General features: G+C 66.3%; 17 protein-coding genes. 4 read left to right on the forward strand and 13 right to left on the reverse strand.

From position 1 onward, the window contains the following. Positions 1-12: 12 nt before the first annotated feature. From rpfF to betI, 5 genes are all read right to left on the reverse strand, one after another. Positions 13-882, reverse strand: coding sequence for a diffusible signal factor synthase RpfF (gene rpfF / locus AC5P9P_RS16095; RefSeq protein ID WP_012480080.1), 870 nt, complete (start codon positions 880-882; stop codon positions 13-15). Between the two features lie 200 nt (positions 883-1,082). Further along, entirely contained in the window at positions 1,083-2,759 is a 1,677-nt protein-coding gene (locus AC5P9P_RS16100; protein ID WP_012480081.1) for a long-chain fatty acid--CoA ligase, read from the reverse strand. A 222-nt stretch (positions 2,760-2,981) separates the two neighbouring features. Then, positions 2,982-4,664, reverse strand: coding sequence for a choline dehydrogenase (gene betA / locus AC5P9P_RS16105; protein WP_005409499.1), 1,683 nt, complete (start codon positions 4,662-4,664; stop codon positions 2,982-2,984). Between the two features lie 101 nt (positions 4,665-4,765). After that, on the reverse strand, positions 4,766-6,238 hold the full coding sequence (gene betB / locus AC5P9P_RS16110) for a betaine-aldehyde dehydrogenase (protein ID WP_005409500.1): 1,473 nt from the start codon (positions 6,236-6,238) through the stop codon (positions 4,766-4,768). 38 nt (positions 6,239-6,276) lie between these two features. Beyond that, complete coding sequence (gene betI, locus AC5P9P_RS16115; RefSeq protein ID WP_005409501.1) at positions 6,277-6,867, reverse strand: transcriptional regulator BetI; 591 nt, start codon at positions 6,865-6,867, stop codon at positions 6,277-6,279. Positions 6,868-7,037: 170 nt separating this feature from the next. On the opposite strand from betI, the gene AC5P9P_RS16120 reads away from it, so the two are divergent. Then, on the forward strand, positions 7,038-8,588 hold the full coding sequence (locus AC5P9P_RS16120) for a BCCT family transporter (RefSeq protein ID WP_005409502.1): 1,551 nt from the start codon (positions 7,038-7,040) through the stop codon (positions 8,586-8,588). 151 nt (positions 8,589-8,739) lie between these two features. Here the strand turns inward: AC5P9P_RS16120 and acnA are convergent, their stop codons facing one another. Both acnA and bamE read right to left on the reverse strand, forming a co-directional pair. Further along, the gene (acnA, locus tag AC5P9P_RS16125; protein ID WP_184013832.1) at positions 8,740-11,493 is read right to left on the reverse strand and encodes an aconitate hydratase AcnA; all 2,754 of its coding nucleotides are present in this window, start codon (positions 11,491-11,493) and stop codon (positions 8,740-8,742) included. Between the two features lie 260 nt (positions 11,494-11,753). After that, positions 11,754-12,125: an outer membrane protein assembly factor BamE domain-containing protein gene (gene bamE / locus AC5P9P_RS16130; RefSeq protein WP_005409504.1), complete on the reverse strand. Its 372-nt coding sequence runs from the start codon at positions 12,123-12,125 to the stop codon at positions 11,754-11,756. Positions 12,126-12,316: 191 nt separating this feature from the next. On the opposite strand from bamE, the gene AC5P9P_RS16135 reads away from it, so the two are divergent. Genes AC5P9P_RS16135 through acnB form a run of 3 tightly spaced genes read left to right on the forward strand, consistent with a single transcriptional unit; the run spans position 12,317 to position 15,581 of the window. Beyond that, positions 12,317-12,541 carry an AbrB/MazE/SpoVT family DNA-binding domain-containing protein gene (locus AC5P9P_RS16135; protein WP_005409505.1) on the forward strand — a complete coding sequence of 75 codons (225 nt, stop codon included), beginning with the start codon at positions 12,317-12,319 and terminating at the stop codon, positions 12,539-12,541. A 6-nt stretch (positions 12,542-12,547) separates the two neighbouring features. Continuing rightward, positions 12,548-12,946 (forward strand): type II toxin-antitoxin system VapC family toxin, encoded by a 399-nt coding sequence (locus AC5P9P_RS16140; RefSeq protein WP_005409506.1) that lies wholly within the window; start codon positions 12,548-12,550, stop codon positions 12,944-12,946. 43 nt (positions 12,947-12,989) lie between these two features. Next, positions 12,990-15,581, forward strand: a complete 2,592-nt coding sequence (gene acnB, locus AC5P9P_RS16145; RefSeq protein ID WP_005409507.1) for a bifunctional aconitate hydratase 2/2-methylisocitrate dehydratase — start codon at positions 12,990-12,992, stop codon at positions 15,579-15,581. 91 nt (positions 15,582-15,672) lie between these two features. Here the strand turns inward: acnB and AC5P9P_RS16150 are convergent, their stop codons facing one another. From AC5P9P_RS16150 to AC5P9P_RS16175, 6 genes are all read right to left on the reverse strand, one after another. Beyond that, positions 15,673-16,617, reverse strand: a complete 945-nt coding sequence (locus tag AC5P9P_RS16150; protein WP_111172439.1) for a hypothetical protein — start codon at positions 16,615-16,617, stop codon at positions 15,673-15,675. 90 nt (positions 16,618-16,707) lie between these two features. Next, positions 16,708-18,294 carry a hypothetical protein gene (locus tag AC5P9P_RS16155; RefSeq protein ID WP_495232953.1) on the reverse strand — a complete coding sequence of 529 codons (1,587 nt, stop codon included), beginning with the start codon at positions 18,292-18,294 and terminating at the stop codon, positions 16,708-16,710. A gap of 92 nt (positions 18,295-18,386) precedes the next feature. Beyond that, positions 18,387-19,460, reverse strand: a complete 1,074-nt coding sequence (locus tag AC5P9P_RS16160) for a protein-glutamate methylesterase/protein-glutamine glutaminase (RefSeq protein ID WP_005409510.1) — start codon at positions 19,458-19,460, stop codon at positions 18,387-18,389. Next, positions 19,457-20,053, reverse strand: coding sequence for a chemoreceptor glutamine deamidase CheD (cheD, locus tag AC5P9P_RS16165; RefSeq protein WP_005409511.1), 597 nt, complete (start codon positions 20,051-20,053; stop codon positions 19,457-19,459). Before cheD ends, AC5P9P_RS16160 begins: the two co-directional genes overlap by 4 nt. After that, positions 20,050-20,919: a CheR family methyltransferase gene (locus tag AC5P9P_RS16170; RefSeq protein ID WP_049402309.1), complete on the reverse strand. Its 870-nt coding sequence runs from the start codon at positions 20,917-20,919 to the stop codon at positions 20,050-20,052. Before AC5P9P_RS16170 ends, cheD begins: the two co-directional genes overlap by 4 nt. A 37-nt stretch (positions 20,920-20,956) precedes the next feature. Beyond that, the coding region (locus tag AC5P9P_RS16175; RefSeq protein WP_495201758.1) for a methyl-accepting chemotaxis protein at positions 20,957-21,428 on the reverse strand (472 nt) is incomplete at its 5' end.

Raw genomic sequence — 21,428 nt, forward strand, 5'->3', positions numbered from 1 at the left:
CCCGCCAGACGATCAGGCCGGGTCGCCATTGCGTCGGGCCTGCGCCCGTACCAGCCGATCCATGGTGCGCAGGGACTTCTCGCCGAGCTGCATCGCAGTGTCTACCCAGATCTCGGTGATCCGCATCATTTCATGCAGCGGCACCATGGTGGCGATCTCGTTGACCTCACGCATCGCCGCCCAGGCGTGCGGGATGCGTCGGCTTTCCTTGATCACCTGTTCGACTGCGGCAACACCTTCGCCCACCGGCACCACGATGTCGACCAGGCCCATTTCCTTCAGCTGGCTGGCGGTGTAGAGGTTGCCTTCCAGCATGATCTTCTCCGCCAGCCGCGGACTGATCCGCTGGCACAGGAAGGAGTAGGCGCCCATGCCGGGGAACAGGTCGAACAGCACCTCCGGCAGGCCCATCAACACGCCTTCCTCGGCGACGATGGTGTGGCAGCTCAGTGCGGCCTCGAAGCCGCCCCCCAGTGCATTGCCCTGGACCAGGGCGATGCTGTGGGCACGGGTGCCCAGGCCGGCATGGAAGGCATGCACGCCGCGCACGCAGCGCTGGGCATAGTCGAGCAGGCGGGCGCGGTCGCCCTCGCGGATCAGGCGGCAGAACAGTTCGAGATCGCCGCCCAGGTTGAACACGTCGCTGTCCGAGGCAAGTACGACATGGGGTGACAGAGCGTGCGAGGCGCTGAGGCGATCGCCCAGTTCGCGCTGGTAGTCGACGATGTCATCGACCAGGCGCGAGGCGAAGCACGGCCGGCCTGGCTGGTTGACCAGGTTGGCGTGCATATGGATCCAGTAAACATCCCGCTCGGGTTCTTCGGTGATACGCAGGGTAGGGTGCTGCGAGGGACGGGTAATGATGGGGCGTACTGCAGACATGGGAGTTCTCCGTGTGACCGTCCGGCCAACCGCAGAGCGGACGGAGAGGAGTGAGGGGGCGAGCTGAACATGCGGCGGCGACTGATTCTATGCACCCGTCGTGAACCGCCCGCAAGCGCCGGGCCGGACATGTTCCGGCAATAAAAAGACCCCGCCGTCTCCGGCGGGGTCCCCTGTACTGTCGTGTTGCCCGGAAACCCTTACTGGGCGGGCGTATCACGCAGCTCGCGACGGAGAATCTTGCCGACGTTGGTCTTCGGCAGCTCCTTTCGGAATTCTACGATTCTGGGGTGCTTGTAACCGGTCAGGTTGGCCCGGGCATGTTCCTTGACCATTTCCGCGGTCAGGTTCGGGTCCTTCTTCACGATCACGACCTTCACGACCTCGCCGGACTTCTCGTCCGGGACACCGACCGCAGCCACTTCCAACACGCCGGGCATCATCGCGATCACGTCCTCGACCTCGTTCGGGTACACATTGAAGCCGGACACCAGGATCATGTCCTTCTTGCGGTCGACGATGTAGAAGAAGCCCTGTTCGTCCATCTTCGCCATGTCGCCGGTGTGCAGCCAGCCGTCGGCGTCGATGGCGGTGGCGGTTTCCTCCGGGCGCTGCCAGTAGCCCTTCATCACCTGCGGGCCCTTGATGCACAGCTCGCCCACTTCGCCCAGCGCCAGGATGTTGCCGTTGTCGTCCTTGATGCACGCATCGGTGGACGGGATCGGCAGGCCGATGGCGCCGTTGTACTCGGGCAGGGTGAGCGGGTTGATGCAGGCTGCCGGTGAGGTCTCGGTCAGGCCATAGGCTTCGACCAGGGTCACCCCGGTGACCTTCTTCCAGCGTTCGGCCACGGCACGTTGTACCGCCATGCCGCCGCCGAGGGTGAACTTGACCGAAGAAAAGTCGATCTCGTCGAAGCCGGGCGTGTTGAGCAGGCCGTTGAACAGCGTGTTGACGCCGGTGATGGCGGTGAAGCGGGTGCCCTTGAGCTCCTTGACGAAGCCCTTCATGTCGCGCGGGTTGGTGATCAGGTGGTTGCAGCCACCGAACTTCATGAAGACCAGGCCGTTCGCGGTCAACGCGAAGATGTGGTACAGCGGCAGGGCCGTGATGATCACTTCCTTGCCCGGCTCGATGCCCGAGGTGGACAGCCACGCCGACGCCTGCTGCATGTTGGCGATCAGGTTGCGGTTGGTCAGCATCGCGCCCTTGGCCACGCCGGTGGTACCGCCGGTGTACTGCAGGAAAGCGATGTCGTCGTGGTCGATCTCGACCTTCGGAAGCGCGTGGCGGCTGCCCAGCTTGAGCGCCTGCCTGAAGCGGACGGCGCCCTTGATGTGGTAGTTGGGCACCATCTTCTTGACGTACTTCAGCACGAAGTTGACGATCGCGCCCTTGGCGCCGAGCAGGTCGCCCAGGCCGGTGGTGACCACGTGCTTGACCGGCGTATCGGCGATGACCTGTTCGACGGTGTCGCCGAAGTTGTCGACCACCACCAGCGCACTGACGCCCGCGTCGACCAGCTGGTGCTTGAGTTCGCGCGCGGTGTACAGCGGGTTGACGTTGACCACGGTCAGTCCGGCGCGCAGCACGCCGAAGGTGGCCACCGGGTACTGCAGGCAGTTGGGCATCATCAGGGCGACGCGGTCACCCTTCTTGAGCTTGAGCTCACCCAGCAGGTAGGCGGCGAACTGGGTGACCAGCGCATCGGTCTCACCGTAGGTGAGCACTTTGCCGAAGCTGGAGTAGGCCGGACGGTCGCGGAATTTCGCGACGGAAGCGTCGAAGACCGAAGCTACCGAATGGAACTCGTTGACGTCGATTTCGGCGGGAACGCCTTTCGGATAGCTCTGCAGCCAGGGACGATCCAGACTCATATTCCCCCTCCAGGAATCGTGATGTATTAGGTTCCGGCCCTGAGCGTAGCGACAATGGCCGTTCATTGCAGCATACCCCGCCGTAGGGAAAACGCGAAGAGGCCCCGAAGGGCCTCTTTGCTTGGTCGTGCCGGCCGCTGGCCGGCATCTGCGCTCGATCGGGATTCCGGTGGATGCCGGCCAGCGGCCGGCACGACCGTGTCGCCAGGCGGGGCGCTTGCGTCAGTCCTGCTTGCGCACCGGTGCACCGTTGGCCTTGTAGTACGGCGCGGTGCTGCGGGCCAGCGGGGTGCGGCCGCGGATCACGTCGGCCAGCTTCTCGGCCATCATGATGGTCGGCGCGTTGAGGTTGCCGGTCACCACCTGCGGCATGATCGAGGCATCGACGATGCGCAGGCCTTCCAGCCCGTGCACGCGGCCCTGGCCGTCGACCACCGCCATCGGGTCATCGGCGTGGCCCATCTTGTTCGAGCACGACGGGTGGTAGGCGGTCTCGGCATGTTCGCGGACGAACGCATCGATCTGCGCATCGGTCTGCAGCGCGCTGCCCGGGGAAATCTCGCGGCCGCTGTACGGTGCCAGCGCCGGCTGCGCGAAGATCTCGCGGGTGATGCGGATCGCCGCGCGGAACTCGCGCCAGTCCTGCTCATGCGACATGTAGTTGAAGAGGATGCTCGGATGTTCGCGCGGATCCTTCGAACGCACGTGGATGCGGCCGCGGCTGGGCGAGCGCATCGAACCGACGTGCATCTGGAAGCTGTGCGCCTTGATCGGGTTGGAGCCGTTGTAATTGATCGCCACCGGCAGGAAGTGGTACTGCAGGTTCGGCCAGTCGAATTCGGCGTCGCTGCGGATGAAGCCGCCGGCCTCGAACTGGTTGCTGGCGCCGATGCCGGTGCCCAGGAACAGCCACTCGGCGCCGATGGCCGGCTGGTTGTACAGCTTCAGTGCCGGTGCCAGCGAGACCGGCTTCTTGCACTCGTACTGCAGGTACATCTCCAGGTGGTCCTGCAGGTTGGCGCCGACGCCCGGCAGGTGGTGCACCAGGTCGATGTCCAGGCTGCGCAGCAGGTCGGCCGGGCCGACGCCCGAACGCTGCAGGATCTGCGGCGAGGCGATGGCGCCGCCACACAGCAGCACTTCGCGGCGCGCGGTGGCACGCTGCGGCTGGTCGTTGTGCAGCCACTGCACGCCCACCGCACGCTTGCCCGAGAACAGGATGCGGTCGGTAAGCGCGTGGGTGACGATGGTCAGGTTCGGGCGCGGCTTGGCCAGGTCCAGGTAACCACGGGCGGTGCTGGAGCGACGGCCCTTCGGGGTCACCGTGCGGTCCATCGGGCCGAAGCCTTCCTGCTGGTAGCCGTTGAGGTCGTCGGTGCGCGGGTAGCCGGCCTGCACGCCGGCTTCGACCATCGCAGCGAACAGCTCGTTGTTGCCGGCCTTCGGCGTGGTCACCCGCAGCGGGCCGTCGCCACCGTGGTAGTCATTGGGGCCGATGTCGCGGGTTTCCGCCTTGCGGAAGTACGGCAGGCAGTCCAGGTAGGTCCAGTCTTCCAGGCCCGGCATGCTGGCCCAGTTGTCGTAATCCATCGCGTTGCCGCGGATGTAGCACATGCCGTTGATCAGCGACGAGCCGCCCAGGCCCTTGCCGCGGCCGCAGTCCATGCGGCGGTTGTTCATGAAGGGCTCGGGATCGGTCTTGTACGCCCAGTTGTAGCGCTTGCCCTGCAGCGGGAAGGCCAGTGCCGCCGGCATCTGGGTACGGAAGTCGAGCCGGTAGTCCGGGCCACCGGCTTCCAGCAGCAGCACGCTGACATCGGCATCTTCGGTGAGGCGGGTAGCCAGCACGTTGCCGGCCGAACCGGCGCCGATGATGATGTAGTCGTACTCGTTGTGGGTGCTCATGGGTGTCTCCTGCAGGCCGGGGCGCGCTGCATGCAGGCGTCCCGGCGGAATGTCGGATCGGCGCGGTGGCCGGACGAGGGTGCGCGCTCGGGGCGCGCCGGTCAGAACACGCTGGCGTAGTCGCCCAGTTCCACCTGCACCGACTTGATGCGGGTGTAGTGGCCGAGGGTCGAGATGCCGTTCTCGCGGCCGACGCCGGATTCCTTGTAGCCACCGACCGGCATTTCGGCCGGCGACTCACCCCACGTATTGATCCAGCAGATGCCGGCTTCCAGGCGGTGGATGATGCGGTGGGCGCGGCTGATGTCCTTGCTGACCACGCCGGCGGCCAGACCGAAGGTGGTGTCGTTGGCGCGACGCACCACTTCGTCTTCGTCGTCGTAGGCGAGGATGCTCATCACCGGCCCGAAGATCTCTTCCTTGACGATGGTCATGTCATCGCGGCAGTCGGAGAACACGGTCGGCAGAACGTAGGCGCCATTGGCCAGCGCGCCTTCGGTGGCACGGCCACCGCCGGTCAGCAGGCGGGCGCCTTCGGCCTTGCCGCTTTCGATGTAGCGCAGCACGTTTTCCATGTGCGGGAAGCTGGTCAGCGGGCCGAAGTTGGTCTCAGCGGCCATCGGGTCGCCGATGCGGATGCGCTTGACGCGCTCGACAACGGCGGCCTCGAATGCGGCGAGCATGCTGCGCGGCACGAACACGCGGGTGCCGTTGGTGCAGACCTGGCCGGAGCTGAAGAAGTTGGCCATCACCGCGATGTCGGCGGCGCGGTCCAGGTCGGCGTCATCGCAGATCACCAGCGGCGACTTGCCGCCCAGCTCCATGGTCACTTCCTTCAGCGAGGAGGACGCGGCGCTGGCCATGACCTTCTTGCCGGTGGCGACGCCGCCGGTGAAGGAAATCTTCTCGATCACCGGGTGCTCGGTCAGCCACTGGCCGATCTCGCGGCCCGGGCCCTGCACGACGTTGAACACGCCGGCCGGCACGCCGGCTTCGGTGTAGATCTCGGCCAGCCGGATCGCGGTCAGCGGGGTCACTTCCGAAGGCTTGAACACCATCGCGTTGCCGGCGGCCAGCGCCGGGGCCGACTTCCACATGGCGATCTGGATCGGGTAGTTCCAGGCGCCGATGCCGGCGACCACGCCCAGCGGCTCGCGACGGGTGTAGAAGAAGCTCGATTCGCGCAGCGGCAGCTGGATGCCCTCGATGGCGGTGGCCAGGCCAGCGTAGTACTCGACCACGTCGGCGCCGGTGACGATGTCCACGGTGGTGGTTTCGGCCAGCGCCTTGCCGGTGTCCAGGGTTTCCAGGTGGGCCAGTTCGTCGTTGCGCTCACGCAGGATCTCGACGGCGCGGCGCAGGATGCGCGAGCGCTCCATCGCGGTCATCGCGGCCCACACCTTCTGGCCTTCGGACGCGCTCTGCACGGCACGCTCGACGTCGGCCTGGCTGGCAACCTGCACTTCGGCGATCACCTCACCGGTGGCCGGGTTGACGGTCTTGAAGGTCTTGCCGCTGGTGGCATCGACGCGCTGGCCGTGGATGTAGAGCTGTTGGACGGGCAGGGTGGTCATGGGGCGTACTCCTTGGAAGGGGGCGGGTGCTGAAGCGCTTATAGCGCGACAGCCTGCAACTGGAAGTCGATGTAGCCGTAAGCGATGCGCCGGGACTTCTCGGCGTTGAACTGGCCGCCGACCAGGCTGCCGCGCAGCCACAGGCCATCGATCATCGCGGCCAGCCCGCGGGCGGCCAGGCGGGCCTGCGGGTGGGGCAGCAGGCGGTTGAACTGGTGGCACAGGTTGGAGAACAGGCGCTGGTCGTTGGCGCGCTGCAGCCGGGCCAGTTCCGGCTGGTGCATGCTCGCGGCCCAGAAGGTGAGCCAGACGCGCATCGCGGTGCCGTTGATCTGGCTGTCGTCGAAGTTGCCGTCGACGATGGCGCGCAGCTGCTCGCGCGGGTCGTCGCTGGCGTCGGCGCGGTAGCGGGCGACCGCGTCCTTCAGCTCGCGCAGGATCTGCCGCATTGCAGCATTGAGCAGGCCGTCCTTGTCGCCGAAGTAGTGGGCGACGATGCCGCTGGACAGCCCTGCCTTCTTCGCGATGGTGGCGACGGTCGCATCGGCCATGCCGATCTCGTCGATGGTCTGGAAAGTGGCCCGGATCAGCTGTTCGCGCCGTACCGGTTCCACGCCTTTCTTCGGCATTGTCTCTCCACGGATTGCGACCCGAAGGATCGGGCTGCCCGCCATTATGCTTTTTATTGATTGAACGTTCAATCAATAAACCCTAGGATGCGCTCGCGCCCCACGCCATGGGCCCGGTTTACCGGTCCGGCCCCGCCCATGTGCTCCCTCGGACTTGATGAGACGACCCCATGTCTTCCCTGGCTCATCCCAAGCGTTCGCCCCTGCGCTTGAACCGTTTTGTCTTCTTCAGCTCCTCGGTGTCGATCGGCATCCTCGGGCTGCTCACCGTTCTCTATCCCGAAGGCAGCGAGCACTGGCTGCAATGGGCGCAGGCCGAGGTGTCGGCCGCGTTCGGCTGGTGGTACATGCTGCTGATCGTGCTGTGCCTGGGCTTCGTGCTGTGGCTGGCGTTCTCGCCGTATGGCCGCATCCGCCTGGGTCACAACGAGGAATCGCCGGCCTTCGGCTACGTCGCCTGGGTCTCGATGCTGTTCTCGGCCGGCATCGGCATCGCGCTGCTGTACTACGGCGCCTACGAGCCGCTGGACCACTTCCTGCATCCGCCCGGGCAACCCGGCGGCACCGTGGCCGCCGGCCGCGAGGCGATGGTGCTGACCTTCCTGCACTGGGGCCTGCACGGCTGGGCGCTGTATGCGCTGGTCGGCGTGGCACTGGGCTATTTCGCCTACCGCCGTGACCTGCCGCTGGCGCTGCGCTCGGCGCTGTACCCGATCTTCGGTGAGCGCATCCATGGCCGCATCGGCGACATGGTCGATGGCTTCGGCATCCTCGCCACGCTGATCTCGATGGTCACCAACCTCGGCATCGGCGCGCTGGTGGTGCAGTCCGGCCTGGTCTACCTGTTCCACATCCCGGATACGCCGCAGGTGCTGGTGGCGATCGTGCTGGTGATGATGGTGGTGGCCACCATCGGCGTGGTCGCCGGTGTGGAGAAGGGCATTGCCTGGTTGTCCAACCTCAACGTGCGCCTGCTGTGCGGCCTGCTGCTGTTCGTGCTGGTCACCGGCCCGACCCTGCACCTGTTCGATGGCCTGATCCAGAACACCGGCGATTACCTCGGTGCGTTCGTGCGCAAGAGTTTCGACATGTACCTCAACGACCCGAAGGGCCGTGAGTGGATGGGCTCGTGGACGCTGTTCTACTGGGCCTGGTGGATCGCCTGGGCGCCGTTCGTCGGCCTTTTCGTGGCACGCATCTCGCGCGGCCGCACCATCCGCGAAGTGATCATGGGCGTGCTGCTGATCCCGCTCGGCTTTACCCTGGCGTGGCTGTCGATCTTCGGCAACACCGCCATCGACCTGGTGCTCAACCATGGCCAGGCGATCCTGGGTGACGTGGCCCAGCACGATGCGGCGATGACGCTGTTCAAGCTGCTGGAATACCTGCCCGCCGCGCCGTACGTGGCCGGTGCCGCGGTGGTGATCGGCTTCGTGCTGTTCCTGACCCCGGTCGATTCGGGCACGCTGATGATCGCCAACCTGTGTACCCGTCGCGTTGACGATGGGGTGGAAGACGGTCATGACGCGCCGATCTGGCTGCGCGTGTTCTGGGCCGTCGGCATCACCGTGGCCAGCGTCGGGCTGCTGCTGGCCGGCAATTTCAGCGCAATGCAGACGGCGGTGGTGCTGTGCGGCCTGCCGTTCTCGTTCACCCTGGCGTTCTACATGTGGGGCCTGCTGAAGGCGCTGCGCACCGACCCGGACGCGCCGCGCCGGTGATCGCGCACCTGGCGCCCATCGCGGTGCCGCCGGAGTTGCGGTAGAGCCAGGGCATGCCTGGCTGCAGAGAAACAGGAAGGGCCGGATCCGCGAGGATCCGGCCCTTTTGTTGGGTAGTCGACTAGCCGTCGACTCTACCGAGAGCGGAACGTTACTTGCTGGCCAACTGGCGCAGCACGTACTGCAGCAGGCCACCATGACGGAAGTACTCGACTTCCTTCGGGGTCAGCAGCATCACCGACACCTCGAAGGTCCTCTTCGTGCCATCGGCCTTGGTCGCGGTGACCGTGGCGCGCTTGCTGGCGCCATCCTGCAGGCCGGTGATGTCGATCACTTCCGAGCCGTCCAGGCCCAGGCTCTGCGCGTTCTCGCCGTTGCGGAACTGCAGCGGCAGCACGCCCATGCCGACCAGGTTGGAGCGGTGGATGCGCTCGAAGCTTTCGGCGATGACCGCCTTCACCCCCAGCAGCAGGGTACCCTTGGCAGCCCAGTCACGCGACGAGCCGGTACCGTACTCCTTGCCGGCCAGCACCACCAGCGGCACCTTGTCGGCCTTGTACTTCATGGCCGCATCGTAGATCGCCAGCTTTTCCGGCTGGCCGCCACCGGCCGGGTAGTACAGGGTGTTGCCGCCTTCCTCGCCACCGAACATCAGGTTCTTGATGCGGATGTTGGCGAAGGTGCCGCGGACCATCACGTCATCGTTGCCGCGGCGGCTGCCGTAGCTGTTGAAGTCGGCCGGCTGCACGCCGCGCTCCTGCAGGAAGCGGCCTGCCGGCGAGTCCTTCTTGATGTTGCCGGCCGGGGAGATGTGGTCGGTGGTGATCGAATCGCCGAACAGGCCCATCACGCGCGCGCCGTGCACGTCGTCGATGCTGCCGGTCTGCATGGTCATGCCATCGAAGTACGGCGGGTTCTTGATGTAGGTGGAGGCATCGCTCCACGCGTACAGGTTGCCGTCCGGCGAGGCGATGGTGTTCCAGCGGGTATCACCCTTGAACACATCCGCGTAGTTCTGCTTGAACATCTCCGGGCCGATGGTGGCGGCGATGACGTCACCGATTTCCTTGTTGCTCGGCCAGATGTCGCGCAGGAACACCGGCTGGCCATCGCTGCCGGTTCCCAGCGGCTGGGTGGTCAGGTCGATGTCGGTGGTGCCGGCGATGGCGTAGGCCACCACCAGCGGCGGGCTGGCCAGGTAGTTCATCTTCACTTCGGGGTGCACGCGGCCCTCGAAGTTGCGATTGCCCGACAGCACCGAGGTGACCACCAGGTCGCCGGTGGCGATGCCGGCGCTGACTTCGGTCGGCAGCGGGCCGGAGTTGCCGATGCAGGTGGTGCAGCCGTAGCCGACCACGTAGAAGCCGATCTTTTCCAGCTCCTTCAGTACGCCGGCCTTTTCCAGGTAATCGGTGACCACCCGCGAGCCCGGCCCGAGCGAGGTCTTCACCCACGGCTGGCGGTTCAGGCCCTTGGCGGCCGCATTGCGGGCCAGCAGGCCGGCGCCGATCATCACCGCCGGGTTGGAGGTGTTGGTGCACGAAGTGATGGCAGCGATGACGACCGCACCGTCCTTCAGGCGGACCTTGCGGCCTTCGATCTCGATGTCGGCGAAGCCCTTGGCCAGCTGCTCGTTGCCGACCGCGGCGCCGCCGCCTTCGTTGACGAACGAGGAGACGTCGTCGCTGCGCTTGTCACGGTTGGCGGTCATGCCGACCAGGGCTTCACGGTAGTTCTTCTGCACGTCTTCCAGCAGCACGCGGTCCTGCGGGCGCTTCGGACCGGCCAGCGACGGCTTCACCGTGCCCATGTCCAGTTCCAGCGTGGTGCTGTACTGGGCGTGAGGGCTGCCCGGCTCGTGCCACAGGCCCTGCGCCTTGGCGTAGGCCTCGACCAGGTTGATCTGCTCTTCGCTGCGGCCGGACAGGCGCAGGTAGTTCAGCGACTCGGCGTCGATCGGGAAGATGCCACAGGTGGCGCCGTATTCCGGGGCCATGTTGCCGATGGTGGCGCGGTCGGCCAGCGGCAGGTGCTGCAGGCCGTCACCGTAGAACTCGACGAACTTGCCGACCACGCCCAGCTTGCGCAGCATCTGGGTGACGGTCAGCACCAGGTCGGTGGCGGTGGCACCGTCGGGCAGCTTGCCGGTCAGCTTGAAGCCGACCACCTGCGGGATCAGCATCGACGATGGCTGGCCGAGCATGGCGGCCTCCGCTTCGATGCCGCCCACGCCCCAGCCCAGCACGCCGATGCCGTTGATCATGGTGGTGTGGCTATCGGTGCCGAACACGGTATCGGGGTAGGCCACGGCCTTGCCATCCTTGTCCGCGGTCATCACCACGCGGGCCAGGTTTTCCAGGTTCACCTGGTGGACGATGCCGGTGTTCGGCGGCACCACCTTGAAGTTGTCGAAGGCCTTCTGGCCCCAGCGCAGGAAGCCGTAGCGTTCCTGGTTGCGCTGGAATTCGATCTTGCCGTTGAGGTCCAGTGCGTCCGGCTTGCCGAACACATCGACCTGCACCGAGTGGTCGATGACCAGTTCGGAGGGAATCTGCGGGTTGATCTGCTCCGGCGAGCCGCCGAGCTTGACCACCGCATCGCGCATCGCGGCCAGGTCGACCACGCAGGGCACGCCGGTGAAGTCCTGCAGGACCACGCGCGCCGGCATGAAGGCGATCTCGGTGTCCGGTTCTGCCGCCGGATTCCAGCGGGCCACGGCTTCGATGTGGTCCGTGCCGACGGTGATGCCGCCGTCCTCGTGCCGGAGCAGGTTCTCCAGCAGGATCTTCATCGAGTAGGGCAGGTGGGAGATATCGAAGCGCTGGCCCAGCGTGGCCAGGCTGAAGTAGTCGTAGGTCTTGCCGCCGACGTTCAGCTGGCTGCGGGTGGAGAACGAATCGCTCATGCGGGGTAACTCCTTCTTGCGGATGGCTTGCTCTGGCCCGTGCGTGCAAGGGCCTGCTTGCGGTCGCCGGTGGCATTCCGGCCCCGGATCCTGCCCAGTATCGGCGATCCAGCGCCCGGCAATGACCCGGCTGGCTTGGAACGCAAGGTTACAGCGGTGTGTGTAGCCTTCGTGTCAGCGCGTGCGGTCGTCGCCCGCTGGCCCGAACGCAGACGGGACGCCCATGGGCGTCCCGTCCGGAAGTGCGTGCCGAGCAGGACTTACTTGCCGTTGGCGGCATCCAGCAGCGGATTGCCGGTCTTGCCAACAGCGTTGCTCTTGGACTTGGCCGTCAGCACACCCTGCTTGTTGAATTCCAGGACGGTCGCTTCCTGGATGTTCTTGCCGAAGGTCTTGATCTTCACGTAGTCGTAGTACCAGACCTGGGTGTCGCCCAGCTGTTCGCGGCGGCCGGGTGCGCCGAACTTCTCACGGACCTGGTCCTGGCTGGTCTTGCCGACTTCCAGGGTGTCCATCTGCTGTTGGGTGATCTCGACGCCGGTGGTGTAGGCGCCGAACGGATTGGCGTGGGCTGCCGTCGTCGAAAGGGCCAGCGGGGCAGCCAGCATCAGGGCAAGGGTCAAGGCGCGCATGGAACATCCTTTTATGGCGGGTAGGTGCGGGCAGCACGCGGTGCGTCCAGCCCGGGGCCGCAGCAGGTCGCTGCGGAGCCAGTCTAACCCCCGGATGCGACCAGCGCAGGATCGCGGTCACGGATTGGCCGGGTTTGTTCCAGACACTGCGAGTATGTATAATTCATGCATACTTTTTGAGGCGTACCCCCATGGAAGCCACCGTTGCTGAACGCGGACAGATCACCCTGCCCAAGGCGGTGCGTGATGCCCTCGGCCTGACCAAGGGCACGCTGCTGAAGGTCGAGCTGGACGGCAGCCGCATCATCCTGCGCAAGAGTGTTGACGATGCCATCTCACGGGCGCGCGGCAAGTTCGCGCTGGACGGCTTCGAATCATCCGACGCGGCGGTGCGCGCGGTGCGTGACGAGGAGTAAGCGGTGATGATCGCCGTCGATTCACCAGTTCTGGTCGAGCTGCTCAGCAATGGTCCGCAGGCCGATGCGGTGGAAGCCATCCTGCGGCAGAGCCTGGTCGGCGGCCGCGTGGTGGTCTGTGGCGCAACGTTGGCCGAAGTCTGCGCATCGCTGCGCGGCGGTGCCGAAGTGCTCGAAGCGCTGGAAGAGATGGGCGTGCATTTCAACCCGATGGAAGCCAAGTCGGCACTGCGCGCCGGCGAGATGCACCGCCGTCATCGCCAGCGCGGCGGCAGCCGCCGCAGCCTGGACGAATTCATGGTCGGCGCCCACGCACTGCTGCAGTGCGACGGCCTGATCACCTGGAACGACACGTTTTACCGCGACTACTTCAAGGGCCTGAAGCTGATCGTGCCGCAAGCCTGAGCCCACTTTGTTATTTCAACCTACGCATTACCCGGGAGTTGTCATGTTGGAAGCCTACCGCCACCACGTCGCCGAGCGCGCTGCGCTTGGCATCCCGCCGCTGCCGCTGAGCGCGCAGCAGACGGCCGATGTCATCGAACTGCTGAAGAACCCGCCGCAGGGCGAGGCCGAGTTCCTGCTCGACCTGCTGACCCACCGCGTGCCGGCCGGCGTCGATGACGCAGCCAAGGTCAAGGCCTCGTACCTGGCCGCGATCGCGCTGGGCAGCGAGCAGAACCCGCTGATCAGCCGCGAGCGCGCCACCGAACTGCTGGGCACCATGCTCGGCGGTTACAACGTTGCGCCGCTGGTGCAGCTGCTTGACGACACCAGCGTCGGCACCATTGCCGCCAATGGCCTGAAGAAGACCCTGCTGGTGTTCGACGCGTTCCACGACGTGCAGGAAAAGGCCAAGGCCGGCAACGCCAACGCCCAGGCCGTGCTGCAGAGCTGGGCCGATGCCGAGTGGTTCACCAGCAACCCGGAAGTGCCGCAGAGCCTGACCGTCACCGTGTTCAAGGTGCCTGGCGAGACCAACACCGACGACCTGTCGCCGGCACCGGATGCGACCACCCGCCCGGACATCCCGATGCACGCCCTGGCGATGCTGAAGAACAAGCGCGACGACGCGCCGTTCACCCCGGAAGAAGACGGCAAGCGCGGCCCGATCCAGCAGATCCTCGACCTGAAGGACAAGGGCCACCTGGTTGCCTATGTCGGCGACGTGGTCGGTACCGGCTCCTCGCGCAAATCGGCTACCAACAGCGTGCTGTGGTGGACCGGTGATGACATTCCGTTCATCCCGAACAAGCGCGCCGGTGGCGTCTGCCTGGGTTCGAAGATCGCCCCGATCTTCTACAACACCATGGAAGATGCCGGCGCACTGCCGATCGAGCTGGACGTGTCGAAGATGGAGCACGGCGATGTGGTCGAGCTGCGTCCGTACGAAGGCAAGGCGCTGAAGAACGGTGAAGTGATCGCCGAGTTCCAGGTCAAGTCCGAAGTGCTGTTCGACGAAGTGCGTGCCGGTGGCCGCATTCCGCTGATCATCGGCCGTGGCCTGACCGGCAAGGCGCGCGAAGCGCTGGGCCTGGCCCCGACCAACCTGTTCCGCCTGCCGGTGCAGCCGGCCGACACCGGCAAGGGCTTCTCGCTGGCACAGAAGATGGTCGGCCGCGCTTGTGGCCTGCCGGAAGGCCAGGGCATGCGCCCGGGCACCTACTGCGAACCGAAGATGACCTCGGTCGGCTCGCAGGACACCACCGGCCCGATGACCCGTGACGAGCTGAAGGACCTGGCCTGCCTGGGCTTCTCGGCCGATCTGGTGATGCAGTCGTTCTGCCACACCGCCGCCTACCCGAAGCCGGTGGACGTGAAGACCCACCACACCCTGCCGGAGTTCATCTCCACCCGTGGCGGCGTTTCGCTGCGCCCGGGCGACGGCGTGATCCACAGCTGGCTCAACCGCATGCTGCTGCCGGACACCGTGGGTACCGGTGGTGACTCGCACACCCGCTTCCCGGTGGGCATTTCGTTCCCGGCCGGTTCGGGCCTGGTCGCCTTCGCTGCGGCCACCGGCGTGATGCCGCTGGACATGCCGGAGTCGGTGCTGGTGCGCTTCAAGGGCAAGATGCAGCCGGGCGTGACCCTGCGTGACCTGGTCAACGCGATTCCGCTGTACGCGATCAAGTCGGGCCTGCTGACCGTGGCCAAGGCGGGCAAGAAGAACATCTTCTCCGGCCGCATCCTGGAAATCGAAGGCCTGCCGGAGCTGAAGGTCGAACAGGCGTTCGAACTGTCCGACGCCTCGGCCGAGCGTTCGGCGGCCGGTTGCTCGGTGCGCCTGAACAAGGAACCGATCATCGAGTACCTGACCAGCAACATCACGCTGCTGAAGTGGATGATTGCCGAGGGCTACCAGGATCCGCGTTCGCTGCAGCGTCGCATCGAGAAGATGGAGGCGTGGCTGGCCAACCCGCAGCTGCTGGAGCCGGATGCCGACGCCGAGTACGCCGCCGTCATCGAGATCGACCTGGCCGACATCCACGAGCCGATCGTGGCCTGCCCGAACGATCCGGACGACGTGAAGACCCTGTCCGAAGTCGCTGGCGCCAAGATCGACGAAGTGTTCATCGGTTCGTGCATGACCAACATCGGTCACTTCCGTGCCGCTGCCAAGCTGCTGGAAGGCAAGCGTGACCTGCCGACCCGCCTGTGGGTGGCCCCGCCGACCAAGATGGATGCTTCGGAGCTGACCAAGGAAGGCGTGTACGGCACCTTCGGCGCCACCGGTGCCCGCATGGAAATGCCGGGCTGCTCGCTGTGCATGGGCAACCAGGCGCAGATCCGCGAAGGCTCCACCGCGATGTCGACCTCGACCCGCAACTTCCCGAACCGCCTGGGCCGCAACACCAACGTGTACCTGGGTTCGGCCGAACTGGCCGCGATCTGCTCGCGTCTGGGCCGCATCCCGACCAAGGAGGAGTACATGGCGGACATCGGCGTGATCAACGCCAATGGTGCGGAGATCTACCGCTACATGAACTTCGACCAGATCGAGGAATACCAGGACGTGGCCAACACGGTCGCTGCCTGACGCGGTAGTGCCGGCCGCTGGCCGGCACGCCGTTGAAACGAAGAACCCCCGGTGAGAACCGGGGGTTCTTCGTTTGTGGGCGTACCCAGGTTCAGGCCTGGGTAACGGCCGCCGCTTCCTCGGTCACGGTCGGCGTTTCCGCCGGAAGCTCGGCTTCCACCGCGGGCTGCGGCAGAACGCCATGGTCGGGGAACAGGCGGGGCAGCTCAGCCACGAAACGCGCGATGCAGGCCTCGGCGAACTCACGCGACGCCGCCTTGGCCTTCGCATAGTCGTCTGCCTGCCATTCCTGCAGCGGGGCAACCCGTGCTTCGTCCCGGCAGTGCACGCCCTGGCCGCCACTGGCGCTGCGGAACAGCTTGCGCACCACCGGGAAGCCGATGGTTACATCGTGGCGCAGCTCGTAGGGGGTCTCTGCATCGCTGAGCTTCTGGTACACCAGCGACCACTGGCCGGCACTGGCTTCCACGGTGCGCTCGTCGCTGGGAATGGCGCCGGGGTGGGCCGCGAAATAGAGTGCCAGCTGCTCGCGGATCATGCCGGGCAATGCGCCGAAGGCCGGGCTGGGCACAGAGTGGATGTCCTCGCCACGGACGTTGTTCTTGCTGAAGCTGTTGCTGGTGCCGATGTCACCCACGCCAGTGACGAACGCCAGAGCAGACAGGCCGACCTTGGCCGCGGTGACGGCAGCGGTGTCGGCACGCATCACCAGGCGCAGCACGTGATCGCCCACGCGATTGCCGTTGGGGCCTGCACCCAGTCCGGAAGTGACCTTGACGTGCTGCAGGCTGCTGTAGTCGAGAGGAGCTGCCACGGCGGCTGTGACATTCCCGATGGCCGGATCGGCCGCGGTGGGGGCGTGCGCCGCGTCTGGCGCGGTCGCCGCATCCGTTGCTGGATCGAGCGTTGATCCGCTGGTGACCGCGGAATCCACGGCAGGCGTGGGTGTGGGTGCTTCGTCGTTGGCGTAGGCCGACGGCGCCAGCAGCAGGGTGGCCGCGATCGCGGCGGTGAGGCAGGTTGGGCGTAATGCCACGGTAGTACTCCTTGAGGAAACGAAAATGAGGCGCTGTGCGCGCTCTGGTGGTTGATGCCCGGCGAAGGCCGAAGGCAGGGGAGCGATTGCTCAGCGCGGCGCGAACTCCCTGATCGGGAACGCATTGCAATGGGCGATCGCAGCGGCGATGTCGACCGGAGCATCGGCGGCGGCGCTGCGGCGCCTGTTCACCGTGGCCGCCTCTTCCCACAGGCTGGGCAATACCTGTGGTGCGTCCAGTACGCGTTCGCGCACGGCATCGTGAAGGGCGCTGCTGTAATCGGTAGCCGGTACCACCACGCACAGGCGTGTGCCGGGATTGCTGCTGGCCTGCTGCAGCATCTTCCGCAGTGCCTCGGTGCTGCCCGCGTCGTCGGTCAACCGTTCCGGTTCGCTGCCCTGGCGGGCATCCTGGATCTGCAGCTGGCCTGGGCTGAACAGCAGGACCTGCATGTCCTGCCGCGGTTCAACGCGCACCGGCGCACGCGTGCCCTCACAGATGCTGGGGGTCTTGCGCGCAGCCTGTGGCGTCGTGCTGCCATCGGCGTGTACCTGGCGCAGATGCAGGCGGCACATCTTGTCGGCCACTTCCATTTCCACTTCGTAGTCCTGCCCGGGCCTGGCCACGAACTGACCCGACAACTGCCCGTCGCAGTACATGCGGCTTGATGCGTCGAAGCGCGCTTCGACGATCAGCGGCTTGCCGCCGGCGACTTCGTACTCCTGGTAGCTGAGCATGGAGAACCGCTCGTTCTCCTTGCTGCGCAGGGTTTCCGTGGCGGGGATGCCGAGCACGCCCTTGTCACCGGCGTTGTTGTACTTGACGTCGATCCTGTCACGGTAATCCTCGCGGCAGGCGGCGTCGGTGTACAGGGTGGTGGTCCGCCCCAGGCTGGCATAGATGCGCACCCGTGCCGGCGGCACGGCACCGCCTGCGTAGGCCGTGAGATCTTCAGCAGCAAGCGGGCGAGGGTACATCGCCGGTATTCGCTTGATGAGCTGCTCGGTGCACTTCATCGTGATCACCTGGGCGGCAATCTTGAGCCTGGCGTAGTCATTGGCCTGCCACTCGCCCAGGGTCGCCCGGTCGTCGCTGTCACTGCATCTGATGATTTCAGCCAGGGTGCCATCGGCACGGCGTTGCTCGATGGTGCTGACGTGGTTGAGGCGGTAAAGGGGATCCTTCCGCGTGTTGCCCTGGTGCACCAGCGCCCAGGTGTCTGCACTGAAACGCAGGGTGCTGCTCTGGTTGGGCAGCGCGTCGGGCGCATAGCTGAAGTAGCCACCCACCAGCGCCCTGGCTACGTTGGGCATCAGCGTGATGGCGGGGCTCGCCTGGCTCTCGACGATGCTGCCGGGCAGGGTGTTGCGCCGGAAGTAGCCCGGCTCATTGCCGCTGAAAAGCAGTGCGAGGCCCTTTGGCGTGAGCGACTCGCTGTCATCGGGGGTGACGATGCGCAACGCCACGTCGGGTGCGTGGAGGCGCTTCGATGCGGTATCCGGACCACTCTGGATGTGGACGCGATCGGTCCAGGCGGTGCCCTTCGCGACGGGGGCGGGGGGAAGGCCCGGGGTGGCCTGCGGCGGTGCTGGCACGCCGGCAGCGGTGGCTGCCAGCGGAGCCAGCAGAGCGGCCGCCAGCAGTGACGGTTGGTAAGGGAAGAGACGCAGGGCCACGGTCAAACTCCTTGGAAAACACGACAGCCGTGCCGGCCCTTCCGGGGCCGGCATCTGAAAGGGGGAATCAGGCGGTGCGATGCCGCGGACGATCAGCCGCGGGCGAGCGCCAAGAGTCGTTCGGCGATCCGTTCCAATGGCACCTGTTCTTCGGCCGCTCCCAGTTTGAAGGCAGCGCCGGGCATGCCCCAGACTACGCTGGTGGCTTCATCCTGGACCAGCGTCGGCGCGCCGGCCTGGCGCATTTCCAGCAGGCCGCGCGCGCCATCGTCACCCATGCCGGTGAGGATGGCGCCGATGGCGTTGCCGCCCGCGCTCTGCGCGACCGAACGGAACAGCACGTCCACCGCGGGCTTGTGACGGTTCACCGCAGGGCCATCGTCGACGCGGCAGCGCCAGCGCGCACCGTCGCGGATGATCCGCAGGTGCTTGCCACCCGGTGGCAGGTAGGCATGGCCAGGCAGCACTGCCTCGCCGTCGCTGGCCTCACGCACGGCCATCGCGGAGTGCCGGTCCAGGCGCTCGGCGAAGGCGCTGCTGAAGCTGGCAGGCAGGTGCTGGGTCATCACCACGGCAGGCGCATCGGCCGGCATGCCTTCCAGCACCACGCGCAGCGCCTCGGTGCCGCCGGCCGAAGAACCAATCGCGATCAGGCGGTCGGTGGTGCGGAACTGCGGTGCAGCCGGGCGCATTGCAGGAGCTGCTTCCAGCAGGAGTTTCGGAGCGGCAGCACGCACCAGCGGGCGCACCCGCGAGCGCGCCGCCATCTTCACCTTGGCGATGATCTCGTCGGCGTAGCCCTGCAGGCCGCGTGCGACGTCCAGCTTGGGCTTGGAGACGAAGTCCACGGCACCCAGTGCCAGTGCCTGCAGCGTGGTATCGGCGCCGCGCTCGGTCAACGAGGAAATCATCACCACAGGCAGTGGATGCAGCCGCATCAGGTTTTCCAGGAAGGCGAGGCCGTCCATGCGTGGCATTTCCACGTCCAGCGTGATCACGTCCGGGGCCAGGCGCTTGATCTTCTCGCGTGCCAGCAGCGGGTCGGCAGCGGTGCCGACCACGTCGATGGCCGGATCGCTGGACAGGATTTCCGTGAGCATCTGGCGCACGACGGCGGAGTCGTCGACGATCAGGACCCGGCAGGGGGCGTTGCCGGTCAGGGTCATTCGAACAACTCCACGCCACCGGTGACCGGGGCCTTGGACAGGCGCGCACGCACTGCCGATTCGGTGGCAGCCACTTCGGCTTCGTGGGCATGCGGCAGGCGTTGCACCACCACGCGGCCGGTGTCGGCGAAGAACCAGATCTTGCGCGGATGGATGCCGCACAGATCCTCGGCGATGATAGGAATATGCTCGGCCTGCAGGTACTGGCGCACGAACTCGGCGTTACGGGTACCGACCGGATTGCTGGTGAAGCCCTTCAGTACGTTGGCGCCGCCGAACACCTTGGCCTCGATGCGCTTGCGGTGCGCGCCGCGCTTGAGCATGTCGTTGATCAGCAGTTCCATCGCATAGCTGCCGTAACGCGCGGGCGCGCCGTCGCCGGCGTTGCCCTCGGGCAGCAGAAAGTGGTTCATGCCGCCGATCTTCAGCACCGGGTCGCGCAGGCAGGCGGCCACGCACGAACCCAGGGTGGTGGTCAGCGCGGTGGTGTCATCGACCACCAGGTACTGGGTGGGCAGCAGCTTGGCGGCAAGGGTCTGGAAGCGTGCATCCTGGTAGCGCATCACGTCGTCGGTACGCAGTGAGGCGTTCATGCGCCGGCCTTTGCCGCGCGGCGGTACAGGGTGCGCCCGCAGGGCTGGATCAGGTCGGCGGCGTGCAGGTAGTTCTCCGAGTGTCCGGTGTAGAGCAGGCCATCGTCGGCCAGGTGTTGCACCAGGCGGCCGAGGATGGCGCGCTGGGTCGGCTTGTCGAAGTAGATCATCACATTGCGGCAGAACAGCGCGTCGAACGGGCCGCCGACGTCGTAGCGCGGGGCGAGCAGGTTCAGTGGACGGAACTCGATCAGCTCGCGCAGCGCCGGCAGCACGCGGCACTGCCCCTCGTTGGGACCGCTGCCACGCTGGAAGTAGCGGCGGCGCAGGTCCGGGTCGAGATTGGCGACACGGTCGATGTTGTAGACGCCGCGGCCGGCGGTGGCCAGTACCTGGGTATCGACGTCGGTAGCGATGATGCGCACCGGCGGCTTCAGCGTACCGAAGGCCTCGCAGGCGGTGATCGCCATCGAATAGGGTTCCTCACCGGTGGACGCCGCGCACGACCACAGCAGCAGCGGCGAACGGCTGGAACGCTGCTGCAGTTCTTCGCGCAGCTTGTCGAAGTGGTGCGGCTCGCGGAAGAACGAGGTCAGGTTGGTGGTCAGTGCGTTGGTGAACGCCTGCCACTCGTCACCGTCTTCCTGCTCAAGATGGTCCAGGTACTGCTGGAAGCTGCGCATGCCCAGCGTGCGCAGGCGGCGCGACAGGCGGCCATAGACCATGTCGCGCTTGGCCGGTGCGAGGGCGATGCCCACGCGCTGGTAGATCAGGTCGCAGACGCGGCGGAAATCACGGTCGGCGAACTCGAATTCGCGCGGGCCGGTGACGATGGGGGTAGGACTTTGCACGGGGGACGTGTCCATCGGCAGAGGCGGCGGCCGAAGCCGCCGCGGGTGGGTCTCAGAATTCCTGCCAGTCACTGTCGCTGGCGGCGAAGGTGCTGCCGTTGCTGCTGCGACGTACCGGCGCGGGCGTGCTGGTAGGCTGCGGACGTGCCACGGTGGTGATGCGCGCTGGTTCGACGCGTTCGGCGACAGCCTTCACTGCGGCGGAGACCTGGTTGTCGAGGCGGAAGATCGCCACGGCGTCGGCCAGCTGCGCGGCCTGGTCTTCCATCGCACGTGCGGCGGCGGTGGCTTCTTCCACCAGCGCGGCGTTCTGCTGGGTGGTCTCGTCCATCTGCACCACGGTCTGGTTGACCTGCTCGATGCCGGCCGACTGTTCCTGCGAGGCGGCGGAGATCTCGGCCATGATGTCGGTCACGCGCTGCACCGAGGCGACGATCTCGCCCATGGTGCTGCCGGCCTGGTGGACCAGGCTGGAGCCTTCGGCGACCTTGCCGACCGAATCATCGATCAGGCCCTTGATCTCC

It is taken from the genome of Stenotrophomonas sp. YJH_SMC_14-1, assembly GCF_059372275.1.

Bases quoted from the DNA above. Each gene is read 5' to 3' on its own strand.
- rpfF (WP_012480080.1), bottom strand. From the start codon at position 882: ATGTCTGCAGTACGCCCCATCATTACCCGTCCCTCGCAGCACCCTACC.
- AC5P9P_RS16100 (WP_012480081.1), bottom strand. From the start codon at position 2,759: ATGAGTCTGGATCGTCCCTGGCTGCAGAGCTATCCGAAAGGCGTTCCC.
- betA (WP_005409499.1), bottom strand. From the start codon at position 4,664: ATGAGCACCCACAACGAGTACGACTACATCATCATCGGCGCCGGTTCG.
- betB (WP_005409500.1), bottom strand. From the start codon at position 6,238: ATGACCACCCTGCCCGTCCAACAGCTCTACATCCACGGCCAGCGCGTC.
- betI (WP_005409501.1), bottom strand. From the start codon at position 6,867: ATGCCGAAGAAAGGCGTGGAACCGGTACGGCGCGAACAGCTGATCCGG.
- AC5P9P_RS16120 (WP_005409502.1), top strand. From the start codon at position 7,038: ATGTCTTCCCTGGCTCATCCCAAGCGTTCGCCCCTGCGCTTGAACCGT.
- acnA (WP_184013832.1), bottom strand. From the start codon at position 11,493: ATGAGCGATTCGTTCTCCACCCGCAGCCAGCTGAACGTCGGCGGCAAG.
- bamE (WP_005409504.1), bottom strand. From the start codon at position 12,125: ATGCGCGCCTTGACCCTTGCCCTGATGCTGGCTGCCCCGCTGGCCCTT.
- AC5P9P_RS16135 (WP_005409505.1), top strand. From the start codon at position 12,317: ATGGAAGCCACCGTTGCTGAACGCGGACAGATCACCCTGCCCAAGGCG.
- AC5P9P_RS16140 (WP_005409506.1), top strand. From the start codon at position 12,548: ATGATCGCCGTCGATTCACCAGTTCTGGTCGAGCTGCTCAGCAATGGT.
- acnB (WP_005409507.1), top strand. From the start codon at position 12,990: ATGTTGGAAGCCTACCGCCACCACGTCGCCGAGCGCGCTGCGCTTGGC.
- AC5P9P_RS16160 (WP_005409510.1), bottom strand. From the start codon at position 19,460: ATGACCCTGACCGGCAACGCCCCCTGCCGGGTCCTGATCGTCGACGAC.
- cheD (WP_005409511.1), bottom strand. From the start codon at position 20,053: ATGAACGCCTCACTGCGTACCGACGACGTGATGCGCTACCAGGATGCA.
- AC5P9P_RS16170 (WP_049402309.1), bottom strand. From the start codon at position 20,919: ATGGACACGTCCCCCGTGCAAAGTCCTACCCCCATCGTCACCGGCCCG.